Origin of the sequence: Shewanella septentrionalis (assembly GCF_025370265.1) — a bacterium.
GTDB lineage: Bacteria > Pseudomonadota > Gammaproteobacteria > Enterobacterales > Shewanellaceae > Shewanella > Shewanella hafniensis.
Map to the genome: position 1 here is coordinate 33,726 of NZ_JAMTCC010000006.1, position 13,951 is coordinate 47,676.

Annotated in this window: 10 protein-coding genes; 6 read left to right on the forward strand and 4 right to left on the reverse strand. The window is 45.9% G+C overall.

Annotation, left to right across the window (positions count from 1 at the left end):
* Positions 1-3: 3 nt before the first annotated feature.
* From gspE to gspC, 3 genes are read right to left on the reverse strand one after another with little or no spacing between them, the layout of a single operon-like run.
* Positions 4-1,569, reverse strand: a complete 1,566-nt coding sequence (gene gspE, locus NE536_RS04725) for a type II secretion system ATPase GspE (protein WP_261271940.1) — start codon at positions 1,567-1,569, stop codon at positions 4-6.
* Positions 1,562-3,676 carry a type II secretion system secretin GspD gene (gene gspD, locus NE536_RS04730; RefSeq protein ID WP_261271941.1) on the reverse strand — a complete coding sequence of 705 codons (2,115 nt, stop codon included), beginning with the start codon at positions 3,674-3,676 and terminating at the stop codon, positions 1,562-1,564. Before gspD ends, gspE begins: the two co-directional genes overlap by 8 nt.
* Before the next feature lie 24 nt (positions 3,677-3,700).
* Positions 3,701-4,630 carry a type II secretion system protein GspC gene (gspC, locus tag NE536_RS04735; RefSeq protein ID WP_261271942.1) on the reverse strand — a complete coding sequence of 310 codons (930 nt, stop codon included), beginning with the start codon at positions 4,628-4,630 and terminating at the stop codon, positions 3,701-3,703.
* 253 nt (positions 4,631-4,883) lie between these two features.
* Here gspC and hslR point away from each other — a divergent pair, with 253 nt between their 5' ends.
* From hslR to NE536_RS04755, 4 genes are all read left to right on the forward strand, one after another.
* Entirely contained in the window at positions 4,884-5,282 is a 399-nt protein-coding gene (gene hslR / locus NE536_RS04740) for a ribosome-associated heat shock protein Hsp15 (protein ID WP_011848177.1), read from the forward strand.
* 14 nt (positions 5,283-5,296) lie between these two features.
* On the forward strand, positions 5,297-6,157 hold the full coding sequence (gene hslO, locus NE536_RS04745) for an Hsp33 family molecular chaperone HslO (protein WP_261271943.1): 861 nt from the start codon (positions 5,297-5,299) through the stop codon (positions 6,155-6,157).
* A gap of 210 nt (positions 6,158-6,367) precedes the next feature.
* On the forward strand, positions 6,368-7,909 hold the full coding sequence (locus NE536_RS04750; protein ID WP_261271944.1) for a phosphoenolpyruvate carboxykinase: 1,542 nt from the start codon (positions 6,368-6,370) through the stop codon (positions 7,907-7,909).
* Between the two features lie 247 nt (positions 7,910-8,156).
* A complete protein-coding gene (locus NE536_RS04755) occupies positions 8,157-9,716 on the forward strand; it encodes an AbgT family transporter (RefSeq protein ID WP_261271945.1) in 1,560 nt (519 codons plus the stop codon).
* A gap of 107 nt (positions 9,717-9,823) precedes the next feature.
* Here the strand turns inward: NE536_RS04755 and NE536_RS04760 are convergent, their stop codons facing one another.
* Complete coding sequence (locus tag NE536_RS04760) at positions 9,824-11,287, reverse strand: OmpA family protein (protein WP_261271946.1); 1,464 nt, start codon at positions 11,285-11,287, stop codon at positions 9,824-9,826.
* Positions 11,288-11,500: 213 nt separating this feature from the next.
* Here NE536_RS04760 and NE536_RS04765 point away from each other — a divergent pair, with 213 nt between their 5' ends.
* Both NE536_RS04765 and NE536_RS04770 read left to right on the forward strand, forming a co-directional pair.
* Complete coding sequence (locus tag NE536_RS04765) at positions 11,501-13,708, forward strand: MSCRAMM family adhesin SdrC (protein ID WP_261271947.1); 2,208 nt, start codon at positions 11,501-11,503, stop codon at positions 13,706-13,708.
* Complete coding sequence (locus NE536_RS04770) at positions 13,695-13,949, forward strand: hypothetical protein (RefSeq protein WP_261271948.1); 255 nt, start codon at positions 13,695-13,697, stop codon at positions 13,947-13,949. The genes NE536_RS04765 and NE536_RS04770 overlap by 14 nt, the downstream gene beginning before the upstream one ends.
* Positions 13,950-13,951: the final 2 nt, after the last annotated feature.

The window sequence follows — 13,951 nt, forward strand, 5'->3', positions numbered from 1 at the left end:
AAATTACTCCTCGCGAGTCACACGTAGCACTTCTTCGAGAGTGGTGATGCCCGCGAGCACTTTGCTCATGCCATCGTGACGAATGCTCGGCACAGACTGACGGATATACTTTTCGATAGCTAACTCACCGCGGCCGCCATGGATCAATTCGCGTACATTGTCATCAACCAGCAATAACTCATGAATACCCGTTCGACCACGGTAGCCATTGTTACCACAGGATTTACAGCCATTGGCACGGAAAATACGTCTGTCGTCATCGGCTGCTATGCCCAGTAACTCACGCTCACGCGCATCGGGCACGTGCTCAATTTTACATTTTGGACAAAGGGTACGGATCAAACGTTGCGCCAACACGCCAAGCAAACTCGATGATACGAGGAATGGCTCAACGCCCATGTCTTGCAGACGCGTTATCGCGCCAGACGCTGTGTTGGTATGCAGGGTTGAAATTACCATGTGACCAGTGAGTGATGCTTGCACCGCAATTTGCGCGGTTTCCAAGTCACGGATTTCACCTATCATCACCACATCGGGATCTTGACGCAAAATTGCGCGCAGACCACGAGCGAAGGTCATGTCAGCCTTAGTGTTAACTTGGGTTTGACCGATACCGTCTAGCTCGTATTCGATTGGGTCTTCGACAGTAAGTATGTTGGTGTCTTTTGAGTTGATCTCAGTCAGACCCGCATACAAGGTGGTACTTTTACCCGAGCCCGTTGGGCCAGTCACCAGAATAATACCGTGGGGGCGACGGATAAGATCTTCAAACTTAACGCGAATACTGTCGGTCATCCCCAATTGCTCTAAATCGAGGTTGCCAGTATTTTTATCCAGCAGACGCAGCACGACGCGCTCACCATGGCTCGATGGCATGGTCGATACCCGCACATCTACCGCACGACCAGCAATACGCAGGGAAATACGGCCATCTTGTGGTACACGTTTTTCGGCGATATCGAGGCGCGCCATCACCTTAATCCGCGACACTAACAGCGACGACAGCTTACGGTTTGGCTTAAGCACTTCCTTGAGCACACCATCGATACGGAAACGCACTATGAGCTGTTTCTCGTAGGTTTCGATGTGGATATCCGAGGCTTCTTCTTTAATCGCTTCAGATAACAAGGCATTAATCAGTTTGATGATAGGCGCGTCATCATCACCTTCGAGCAAGTCTTCGGTCTGCGGCAGTTCTTCGGCAAGGGTGAATAAATCCATCTCGTTGCCGATATCTTCCATCAACTGCTGCGCTTCAGACGAGTTCGCCTGATACGCTTGAGTGAGTTTGGCCTCAAACTTCGCGACTTCGAGCTTAACCAAAGGCAAATCAACACCCGAATAGCGCCGTGCTTCGAGCATGGCCGTTAACGGTGTTTTGCTGGTATAAAACAAGCTCAAGTCGCCCGTTTCACCCGGCGCGAGCACCACATCGTGGCGATGGGCGAAGGCAAAGGGTAAGCGCTCTTTACTGCTCGAACGAAACACCTCATCACCTTCAGCTTCCAGACCTAGCTCATTGGAGACTTGGCTGAGGTCATCGACTTGGGATAATTGTATTTCACTCATTGGTTTTATCTTTATTCTTGTTTTCTTCCAGTGACTTTAAAGTCGGATCTGTTTTACGCATCTGAGTATCTAGGCCTTTGCCTTCTTTATAACGCTCTAAAATCGCGTTAACTTCTGGCGGCAAATACTCTGATTGATTCCATTCTTCCAACACAGGCACTTTAGTATTTGGCATTAAGCTGACGCCACGTTCTTGCTGCTCAAGTTGTAATGCTCTGAAATAGTTGTATTTGCGCCCAGCAATCCCTTCCATAGTCACACCATCACGAATAATGGTTGGTTTGATGAAGATCATCAGGTTTTTCTTGGTCTTTTTGCTCGAAGAAGATTTGAATAAATGTCCCAAAATAGGAATGTCACCCAAGAAAGGCACTTTTTGCACACTTTCTTGCACTTCTTCGTTGATCAAACCACCCAGAACCACAATTTGCCCTGAATCAGCCATAACGGTAGTGGTTAAACGTCGTGTCGCAAAGGAAATATCCACACCTGTATTACCGTTAACTCCTGATACTTCCTGCTCAATCGTCAGCTTAACCGCATTGCCTTCGTTGATCTGCGGCACCACTTTCAACTTAACCCCAACCTCTTTACGTTCAACGGTTTGGAATGGGTTGCTATTGTTAGAGCTGGCGGTAGAGCCCGTCAGAATAGGCACTTCATCACCGACGATGAAAGATGCTTCTTGGTTATCCAAGGTAGTAATAGAAGGTGTTGCCAGTACGTTTGAGTTTGTGTCACTGGATACGGCTTGGATCAGCGCACCAAAGTCACCCATGGCCACACCCCATGCCATACCGTTCACTTTACCTAAAGCTTGGGCAAGTAAGGTAACATCGCCCTTCGTACTCGGGTTTTGACCTATCACCTGACCAGTACTCGGGTTAGTGATGAATGTGCCTTCTTTATCTTGCGCCTGCCATACACCAGCGCCAATCTCACCTATGGTTGGGCCTAAGTTATTAAACTGAGTGCCGCCGCCCGCTTTCGCCGCCCATTGCACCCCAAAACCGACACTGTCGCCTTCGGCAACTTCGACAATAATGGCCTCTACGAGTACCTGAGCACGGCGAATATCGAGCTGATTAATCACGCTCTCGATAGTGCGCATTTGATCGGGCTCGGCGCTGATCACTAAGGCGTTGGTTTCAGTATGTGCCATGATATTGATTTCGTTACGGCGTTTACCACCAGCAGCCTGAGCGCTTGGGTCTTTATCACCCTCTAATTTTTGGGCAAACCCTGTCAGCACTTCAACCAAATCTTCGGCCTTGGCATAACGTAAGTAACGCACCTTAGTGTTGCCCGTGCTGGCTTGCTCGGCATCGAGACGATGAATAAGTTCGACCACACGTTGGCGACTCTTTTCATCACCGCTAACAACCACAGCGTTGATGCGTTCGTCGGCAACCACTTTTGGCGCTTGGCCAGGCAATTGAGCCTGGTTAGCCGTGGAACGGTAAAGGGTATCGATAATTCGTACCATTTCCCCCGCAGAAGCGTATTCGAGCGGCACGACTTGTACTGAAGTATCGCCCTGCTTATCTACGCGGCGGACAATTTCAACCAACTTATTCACCACGGCAGCACGGCCAGACAACATCAAGACGTTGGAGGGATCGTAGTTCACTACGTTACCGCCACCCGCGTTATCATTTAATTGGCGTAACAAGGGCGCTAATTGTTTGGCCTCAGTGTTATATAAGGCCACGATGCGGGTGACCATTTCATCGCCCATGCCGGGTTCGTTATCATTTGCCACTCGGATGGCTGCGGTTTTGGCGTCTTTGTCCTTGATGACTTTAATGACGTTATTTTCCATCTCAACGATGGCATAACCGTAGACTTGTAAGACGTTGAGGAAGAACTGGTAATACTGTTCATCATTCAGCAGGTCATAACTGCGAACGTTGATTTTGCCACGGATGGTTGGGTCGACTATGATGGTCTTATTCAGGTTTTTACCAACGATATTGATAAACTCTTGAATATCTGTGCCCTTAAAGTTGGCCGCATATTGTTCAGACCAAGCGAATTGGGAGGAGAACATGGCTGCACCCGCAACAACCCCAGCAATCAGCTTGCGTCGAATCCTTTTGTTATTCATTCTTTTTCTTTCCTCTAACGCGTGTTATTGCGGCAAACTAAACATGATTTCAACCAATTGTCCTTCCCGCTCAACCATAATGGACACTTCAGTTAACTCGGGTAATTGGCTCATCATTTCTAACGCCTGACTCATTACGGTCAAGTCGTATCCATTAATTGATTTGGCTAAATCATTGGCTTTAAAACCCGCCTGCTTAAACAAATTGGCGTCTTTCCCTGGATTCAAACGATAACCCGCCACAGAATCACCTTGTCTCACGGGTGAAATGGCAATGTAATCGGTGATCTTACTGGGGTCGGCTAACAATTCGGTGCGAGATTCGGCGAGTTCTTGGGAAATTTCGGCATTTTTACGTTGATCGACACGGCTCACTGCCGAGTCCGCCTTATTGCTTTTAGCTTGTTGTAATTGCTGATTAGCAGGGCTTTGGCTGGTATAGACTAAGCCATCGAGCATTAAGGTCTCGTAACGGCCAGCGTTAGTGATGATGATACGGTCGGCATAGACTTCTTTGAGTGATGCAGAAGTGCCCTTGATCTTATCACCTAAACTGTAGGTTTCTTGGCTGCCGTTGGACTCAATAATCGCTAAGCCTTTTTGGTCGGCCGTCGATGCGACAACCCCAGTCAGCTGAATTGAAAGTGTAGTCTTAGGTGCGTCGGTCACAGTCTCAACGACTTCGACTTTAGGCTTATCAGATGTCGCATCCGCCTTACCAAAGAGTCCAAGCTGCTGCAGACCTGCGAGATCAACCTGACCGGCACCTTTGCCATTCACGCTTACGGGCGTTGGGGACCAAGCACTGGCAGATGAGTGAGTAGGCACTAATTTCCATGTAATTTGCGCAGCTAACAACATGATCACAATAAAGCCCAACCAGAAGACAATCCGGCTTAAGGGCTTATGGGGCATGCCAATGGCTTTTGCGATAACTTTATCTAATAAATCCATATTTTATGTGGACCCTCGATACAGGTCTCTGTTCTGATTATAATAATTAGGCAATAACCGCCTCATGCTAACCTAGGCTGCATTTGGCAACAAGCCCATAACAGCATTCAAATTGGCGAAAATAGGCCAATTATGCTAACTTTGCCCGCCACAAAAGGGTGTGAAGCACGCCACCCTTTAACATAATAGAAATGCACTTCACGCATTTTCTTGCTCGGCATGTGAACTCATCGATCTTTTAGCTGGAGACACTATGACTCAAGGTCAAAGCGACAAAACAGACATTCGACTCGATAAGTGGCTTTGGGCTGCACGTTTCTATAAAACCCGTGCCATCGCCAAAGAAATGATTAACGGCGGCAAAGTACATTACAACGGCCAGCGCGCCAAATCTAGTAGGAATGCCGAGATAGGCGCCGTCCTTAAGATACGCCAAGGATATGACGATAAAGAGATCGTCATAAAAAAATTATCGCAATTACGCCAAAGTGGTGCGATTGCACAAGAATTGTACGAAGAAACCGCGACAAGTCTGGCTAAACGGGCCATTAATGCTGAGCAACGACGTCTCCACATGCTCAATAACCCGATACCCGATCAGAAACCAGATAAAAAGCAACGACGTCAGCTCATGCGCTTTAAAGACCTTTAACAGTGAGATACACGATGAACCAAGATACTTTACACCGCTACTTGTTCGACAATGCCGATGTGCGTGGTGAACTGGTGCAGTTACAAGACAGCTATCAACAAGTGATCAGCGCCCAAGAATATCCAGCCGTACTGCAAGTGCTGTTGGGTGAATTAATGGCGGCCACCTCGCTATTAACCGCGACATTAAAATTTAGCGGCGATATCAGCGTGCAGTTACAAGGCAACGGCCCTGTTTCTTTAGCAGTGATCAACGGTAACAATCTACAAGAGTTACGCGGTGTGGCTCGCTGGAATGCTGAACTTGCCGATGATGCTAGCCTTACCGATCTGTTCGGTCAGGGCTATATGGTCATCACCTTAACACCCGATGAAGGTGAGCGCTACCAAGGTGTGGTCGCACTGGACAAGCCAACACTTGCTGCCTGTGTTGAAGAATACTTCAATCAATCTGAACAGTTACCAACAGGCATTTGGTTATTTGCCGACGGCAAACAAGCGGCGGGCATGTTCCTACAAATTCTGCCAAGCCAGCAAGATCACAACGCCGACTTCGAACACTTGAGCCAACTAACGTCGACCATCAAGGCCGAAGAGTTATTTACTCTTGATGCAGAAAGCGTATTACATCGCCTCTATCATCAGGAAGAAGTGCGTCTATTCGATCCTATCGATGTGAGCTTTAAATGCACCTGTTCCCATGAACGCAGTGCCGGCGCAATCAAAACCTTAGATCAAGCTGAAATCGAAGCCATTCTCGCCGAAGACGGCAAGATCGAAATGGGCTGCGAATATTGCCACGCAAAATACACCTTTGATGCCATAGACGTAGCGGCATTATTTGCGAACGGTCAGACGTCAACAACCCAGCAATAATCGGTTAAACGGTTCATCAAAGCTAAACAATATGGGCGCCCGATTCGGCGCCCATTTTTTATTCATCCCCACAATCCCCTCACACATTGCACTCGGCTTAGGCTACAATCGCCTCACTTTGTTACCTAGCAAAGCTTAGGTGATAAATAAAATAAAATCGGCAGACGATCGATATTAAAATAACCTTACAAATCAAATGGAGACCTCACTATGGCGGATGGATTAAACCGCGTTCACTTTAACCCCTCAACAGCACAACTTGTCGAATTTGCCCTGCTACGCGGCGAAGGTGAATTGACAGCCAATGGCGCATTAGTCGCTAAAACAGGCGCTCGCAGTGGTCGCTCACCCGGCGATCGTTTTATCGTAAGAGAACCCAGTTCAGAAGCAGAGATTGAATGGGGCCCTGTCAATCAAGCTTTCGACCCTGGTGCTTTTGAAGGTTTATGGGCACGTGTTGAAGCTTACCTAGCCGATAAAGAACTGTTTGTATCTGACCTCGAAGTCGGTGCCGATACAGAGCATTACCAGCCAGTACGTGTGACCACCCAATACGCTTGGCACCAACTGTTCGCCCGCAATCTATTTATCATTCCTGAAGAATTTAATCGTAAAGACAAACCTGTGTGGCAGATCATCAATGCCCCTGACTTTGTTTGCGATCCAGCGCGTGATGGCACTAACTCAGATGCGACCGTGATTTTAAACTTCGCCGAACGTAAAGTGCTGCTCGCGGGCCTGAAATACGCTGGCGAAATGAAAAAGTCTATGTTCTCAGTGCAGAACTTCCTACTGCCAGCCCAAGGCGTGCTACCTATGCACTGCTCGGCCAACGTAGGTAAAGATGGCGACACTACGCTATTTTTCGGTTTATCTGGCACAGGTAAAACCACACTCTCTGCCGATCCAAAACGCTTCCTGATCGGTGACGATGAACACGGCTGGGCACCTGGCGGCGTATTCAATATTGAAGGCGGTTGCTACGCCAAATGTATCGATTTAAGCCAGAAGAATGAACCTGTTATTTGGGATGCGATTCGTTTCGGCACTGTACTTGAAAACGTCGTAATGGACGAACACCGCGTACCCAACTACAAAGACAGCAGCCTGACGGAAAACACCCGCGCAGCGTATCCGCTGGAGCACATCGCCCAACGTAAAGAAGATAACTGCGGTGCCGAGCCACATGCCGTTGTGTTCTTAACCTGCGACGTATCTGGCGTATTACCACCAGTTTCTATCCTGACCAAAGAACAAGCGGCATACCACTTCTTGTCTGGCTACACCGCGAAAGTGGGTTCGACTGAAATCGGCTCAACCTCAGCGATCCAATCGACCTTCTCAACGTGCTTCGGTGCACCTTTCTTCCCACGCCCTGCAGGCGTGTACGCAGAACTGTTAATGAAGCGCATTGAGTCCTTCGGCAGCCAAGTGTACTTAGTCAACACTGGTTGGACTGGCGGTCCACACGGTGTAGGTAAACGTTTTGACATCCCAACCACCCGCGCCATCGTCGATGCGATTGTCAGCGGTGAATTGAAAGATGTAGAAACCGTCCACTTAGACACCTTGAACCTCGCCGTTCCTGTGGCAGTCACAGGCGTAGACAGCAATTTACTCAACCCAATCAACACTTGGGACGATAAAGCGCAATATGCCGAATACGCCCAGAAGCTGGCCGAAGCTTTCACTAAAAACTTCGCTAAGTATCAAGTGTCAGACGCTATCCGTAACGCTGGCCCAAAGGCATAAACGCGTAGCGGATTCATTTAGATAATGTAATCAAACACATTGTTGAGTTAAAAAGCGCGGATTCAGTCATGAACCCGCGCTTTTTATTTGCCTGTTGATTTGATGACTAATAGCCTGCCGCACTAAAGTCACTGCGATAGATTTTTATGTGTTTTATTTCTTATCGATTAGTTAAACCAAGCTTAAATTAATGCTGCGTTTTTATAATCGCCGATAACAATCATCATTTTTAGGAAGCGGCACCCAAATGGAAAATCATAAACCTGTCACTGGATTCCAGCGATTTCTCAATGGCGTCGAAGTTGTCGGCAATAAACTGCCCGATCCGGCGGTGTTATTTGCGATGTTTCTGGGCTTAGTCTGGCTGATCTCCTGGGGATTATCGGGTGTCAGTTTTGATGAAATCGACCCTCGTACTGGCAACCCCATTCAAGTCGTGAATATGCTCGAAGGCGGCGCACTGACTGCATTTACCTCGAACATAGTCTCCACCTTTGTGACTTTCCCACCGCTCGGTGTCGTGCTGGTTGCTATGCTGGGGCTTGGCGTGGCTGAGCATACCGGTTTTATTAATGCGGGGCTGCGCTCGATTTTATCGGTGACCCCCAAGATGTTACTCACCCCGGTATTGATCGCCGTGGGTATTCTGAGCCATGTCGCGGTTGATGCGGGTTATGTACTGGTTATCCCTCTCGGCGCGGTGATCTTCTATGCCGCGGGTCGTCATCCCCTAGCCGGTATTGCCGCCGCTTTCGCTGGCGTATCCGGCGGTTTTTCTGCAACCGTAGGCGTGCCATCGAGCCTTGATCCTATGTTAGCAGGCTTAACTCAGGCAGCGGCAAGATTATCAGCCGATCCCGCGGCCGCCACATTAACGATTAACCCACTGAATAACATCTTTTTTACTTCGGCTTCTGCCATTTTAATTATCTTAGTTGGCTGGTTCTTAACGGATAAAGTTATCGAGCCGCGCCTAAAAAACACTACTGTGAATGGCGATCCCAGCACGCTACCAACGCTTGATGAGCTGGCGCCCCATGAGCGCCGCGGACTCAAATTCGCCATGGCCGCCATGTTGTTGTGTGCCTTAGGACTGGTGTTTACTGCCTATGGGGACAACTCTGCTTGGCGTAGTACTGACGGCGCCTTAACCAGTGCTTCAGCGCCATTAATGCGCTCCATTGTGGCGATTATTTTTGTGTTCTTCCTCGTGCCCGGCATAGTGTATGGCTATGCCGCTGGCACGGCAAACAACCACAGAGCCATTATTGAAGGCATGAGTAAGTCCATGAGTGGCATGGGTTATTACATCGTCATGGCTTTTTTCTGTGCTCAGTTTATTTATGCCTTTGGTCAATCCAATTTAGGCGCATTAATGGCGATTAAAGGCGCGTTGGCGTTGAAAGAATTGGCCCTTCCTATGGGCGTAACATTAGTGGGGATTGTATTTCTCACCGCGTTCGTCAATCTATTAGTCGGCTCGGCATCGGCCAAATGGGCCTTGATTGGTGCCATTATGGTGCCGATGTTAATGGAGCTGGGCGTATCGCCCGATTTGACTCAAGCCGCTTACCGCGTTGGCGACTCGTCGACCAATATCATTACCCCGCTGATGCCTTACTTTCCGTTGATTGTGGTGTTTTGCCAAAAATACGTTAAGGAATCAGGCATTGGCACCCTAGTGGCGCTGATGTTGCCGTTTTCAATCAGTTTTCTGCTGCTTTGGAGCGGTTTCTTACTCGCTTACTGGGCCTTAGGTCTGCCATTAGGAATTGGCAGTTCACTCTCCTTCCCGGCACTATCTTAGCCTTAGTATAAATATCGCTTGGCTGAGCGATCGCAGATAAACAAAAATGGCGCCAACTCGATAAGAGCTGACGCCATTTTTATATCTATTGAATCAAACGATTGGGCTTACTTCGTATCCGATCTCAATACTAACTCGACACGGCGATTCTGTTGTTGCCCCGCCTCATCACTGTTGCTAGCAACGGGAGCATGTTCACCTATCCCTACGGCTTCCAATTGTTGAGTTTGAATACCATGGCTCGTGGTTAATAACTTCACAATTGCCACCGCGCGGCGCTGGGATAGACCTTGGTTATAGGCTTGATTACCTTTGTCATCGGTATGACCCACCACATAAAATGCACGCTTAGGATTTGCCTTTAAGTAACTCGCAAGCACCTCGACAACGGGCTGCGCCTCGGGCAGCAACTTGTCACTATCGTACTCAAATAACAGCCCTTCTAAGACAACATGCCCCTTAGCTTCGATTTGGTCGGTCAGCGCCTCAAGATTGATCCCCACGCGATCATCCTTAAGCTCAGTCTCCTCTAACACCCGCAAGTCGGTCCATAAACCATCAATATAACCAAGGGTATAAGTGCTCACATGCACATTCCCCTCGGGGCGCGTTAAGGTATACCAAGCATAAAACTGGCTGTCTTCGTTACCAATGTTCACTAGAGAATCGATGGCTTTGATAAACCTATCCTCCCTACCACAGGCCTTTCCCTGACACTCAAATTGCGTCTCGAATCCGAGTTTAGTCAATGCCACCTTGTAGTTAGTGAACACCTCGTAACCCGAATATTCCTTTGGTATTGAATAGCCATTTTGAGTCAACTTACCCTCACGCTCCAGCAGCACAGGCTTATTGCTTGCATCCATTGAAGACACAAAGTCAGTGCTCGCAAAGCCTTGGCGTTTAAAGTCCTGGATATAGCTTCCCTTTAAGCGGCTGATAAGCGGATGATCCTCAGCGCCATTCGTATCCTTCTTTTGATTATCTTTAAACTCGATTTGCTTAGGCGCCTGCTGTAAAAATGCGGCATTAACCGTGACTAAATCTAGCGGCTCGGGGATCACCTCGAGCGTTGTAATATGAAGACCCGCAGAATCATCCATAACAGCTGCTTGTATGGCGGTATAAAACTCTTTTTGCTCATTCTTCACTCGAGCAAACAAGTAACCACTTTCAACACCAATTACGCCATCCAACAGGGCAATTTTTTCTCGCAATAAGCGAGAATCACCACAGGCCTCAAGCAGACACTCGAATAGGACTTCGCCACCAAGCTTTTTAATCTGCTCACGGTAATTATCGAGAATATGCGCAGGGCTATATTCGGGCGCTAATTTGTATTTTTGCTGATGGACCTGACCGAAGATAGGCTTAAAACGATAGTCAGACCTTTGTTCACCCGCGCTGATAATAAAGGGATATTCGGCATAATGGCGCGTCAATTCATCCTTTAATTTCGCCGTAGGAAAAGGCGTAAATAATCCCTCATCCGCCGCCATTAACGACAAAGGCATTAGGCTCGTCGAAATTGCCAACAACCCCGCTAAATAACTCCGCTTAGAAACACGCATCAATATTTACCCTCCATAGAAAAACTGCGGCGAAAAGTAACACTAAACGGATTGCGAAATAACAAATATGAAACAAGTTAATACTTTAGCGTGATTGAGGAGATGGACTCTAGACGCAAAAATAGCTGACTAAAAAAACGACAGACTGACATTGATGTCAATCACTTAATCACTCTCTTCGCCAAGAGCCGCTTCATCACAAGGATGTTTATTTTGCGACCACCCCACTCAGCCCTTGCGCTATCCTTAATCACCTTTCTAGCCCTGCCGCTATTTACACAAGCAACAACTGTCACGCCCACAGAACACCATGGCACTTGGGCAAATAAAGATCAAGATGGTGATGGCGTACACGACGAATTGGACGATTATCCGTTTAATAAAGACAAACGTCATTTCTCAGTGGTTATTGAAAAAGAGTTCAATAATAACGTTGCACAAGCAACACTTGTCAATGAATTCCCATTCAGCGTAGAAGGAACAATCAGTGACTCAATTGATATTGATGACTTTAAATTCAACATATCTCAGGAGCTAATAGAAAAAAATTTTTCTATTAGTATAGTTCTATTTAAAGATGAGCCAAAATTTAATCCAAGAATGGCAATAATTACCGATAACGGAAATGTATTACAAACTCAGTCAATTGCTATAAAACACTCCGGCAGAATTGGTGATGCTATTATGTTTAGACCTACCATCGCTGGAAATTATAATTTGAGTATATCCGATAAAAATGGGAATAATGACTCAAGTTTCACATATAATGCCTTAGCATTTGTGGATAATGATAGGGATGGAGTAGATGATATAAAAGAGAAAGCTCTTGGCATGGATTCTACACGTCAAGATGCCGATAATGATCAGATCTTGGATGGTAATGAGTACCATGTATTCAAGAGTCGTACTGAACGTGATTTAGATGTGGATAATGATAATATACCAAACTGGTTAGATGATGACAGTGATGGCGATACAATTTCAGATCTGATTGAGACAGCAAGAAACTCGGATGGGGACAGATATCCTGACTTTGTAGATTTTGACAGTGATGGAAACGGTATCCTAGACAGTAATGATTTCGATAATGCTATAGGCTTTATGCAAGATACTGATAGCGATGGAATTCCTGATTATACAGATATGGATGATGACGGAGATCTGTTACTTGATACTTTAGATTCCTCACCAAAAGAACCATTGATAACATCAGAAAACTCTCTACTGAATGGTGTGGTATATCATATTTATGGTAATAGTTATGCCATGAACAAAATGATGCCTAAGGGAGCTATAACTATATCCGGTAAAAATCTGTCTGGTAGTTTGATGTATATTGTATTAAATAAACTAAATGACGATGGGAAACCAGTAAATATAAGAGTATCAGCCAAAAATAACGATACTATAGAAGTTGTCGTTCCAGATTATGCTAGCACAAATCTAGGAGGGGAAGAAGTTAGCCTATTCATGATAATTGACGGAAAAAAAACCAACACAATTAAAGTATGGTTAATGGATAAAAAAACACCTATTTTATATGATATTTCACCCAAATCAGCCAAACCGGGGGAGTTAATATCAATTAATGGCGATAAACTCTTTCAAGGTACCCAAGCAACTCTAGGAAATAGTAGTATACAATTGGAGGTTTTGGGACCAAACAATGCACAATTTACTTTGCCAGAAGATTCAACCTCTGGAAATTTAGCCCTTTCAAACCAGTATGGTACAAGCGAAACTATTTGGCTTAATGTTACCCGAACAATACCTGTGACGGTGAGTATTCCTGAACAATACAACGCATTAAATGGGCCATTCAAGTTATCCTTTTCGGATAAAACATATACAAATCTGAATGATATATCTGGAATAATGTATCAGATTCAACAAACTGGACCGGATACCATTATTATTTCTAACGCAAAAAACACTAGAGTTTTGAGCACTATTATATATCCTAATGATGAAAAAGTTTTATTTAATCTGGAAAGCACAATACAAGCAATTGCACTAACTGGATTTATACAAGACAAACCCAGTGAAGAAGTAAAAAGAATATTAGATCTACTTCCAAAGATTAATAGTTACAATAAATTAATTGACTATATAAAAAAAGGCATAGATAAGGATATAGAAGGAACTATGTCAGTAACTAATATGCAAGTAGCAGTGCTTATATATGATATACAACAGGAAATTAACAGCCAACTTTCTGTAAAGCCCAAGCTTTTATCTAAAGATCATCAAATTCAACCGTCTTCTTCTAATGATGAACAACGCCCGGCTATTACTCCAACCGAGTCTCAAGATGGTATCAAAGTAGAACCAACACGAGGTGGGCTTTCAGACTTATTTGATTATGATGGTCGACAGCTGGTGAGCGAAAGCGGACAAAAGAGGTATCATGACATCAAATGAGGTAAATTTGGAATTCAAAGGCATTACGGTTCCCGATTCTAGAGCAACCTATTATGTGTGCTTTTCAAATAATGTGAAGGTGCTGAGCGGGCAAACCTCTGCCAAAGTTGATTTTAATCCTGGGGAACAATTTTCCACCATTTTAACGATGAAAGTGGATTCTGCTGAGCCTTCTTCTCCGGTAGATTGCAACTATTTTGATCCCATCACCAATAAGGTAAAAATTTTATGGCAAGAATAACA

Excerpts from the sequence above, each read along its gene's own strand:
- NE536_RS04760 (WP_261271946.1), bottom strand. The coding sequence starts at position 11,287 with ATGCGTGTTTCTAAGCGGAGTTATTTAGCGGGGTTGTTGGCAATTTCG.
- gspC (WP_261271942.1), bottom strand. The coding sequence starts at position 4,630 with ATGGATTTATTAGATAAAGTTATCGCAAAAGCCATTGGCATGCCCCAT.
- hslO (WP_261271943.1), top strand. The coding sequence starts at position 5,297 with ATGAACCAAGATACTTTACACCGCTACTTGTTCGACAATGCCGATGTG.
- NE536_RS04770 (WP_261271948.1), top strand. The coding sequence starts at position 13,695 with ATGACATCAAATGAGGTAAATTTGGAATTCAAAGGCATTACGGTTCCC.
- NE536_RS04750 (WP_261271944.1), top strand. The coding sequence starts at position 6,368 with ATGGCGGATGGATTAAACCGCGTTCACTTTAACCCCTCAACAGCACAA.
- gspE (WP_261271940.1), bottom strand. The coding sequence starts at position 1,569 with ATGAGTGAAATACAATTATCCCAAGTCGATGACCTCAGCCAAGTCTCC.
- gspD (WP_261271941.1), bottom strand. The coding sequence starts at position 3,676 with ATGAATAACAAAAGGATTCGACGCAAGCTGATTGCTGGGGTTGTTGCG.
- hslR (WP_011848177.1), top strand. The coding sequence starts at position 4,884 with ATGACTCAAGGTCAAAGCGACAAAACAGACATTCGACTCGATAAGTGG.
- NE536_RS04755 (WP_261271945.1), top strand. The coding sequence starts at position 8,157 with ATGGAAAATCATAAACCTGTCACTGGATTCCAGCGATTTCTCAATGGC.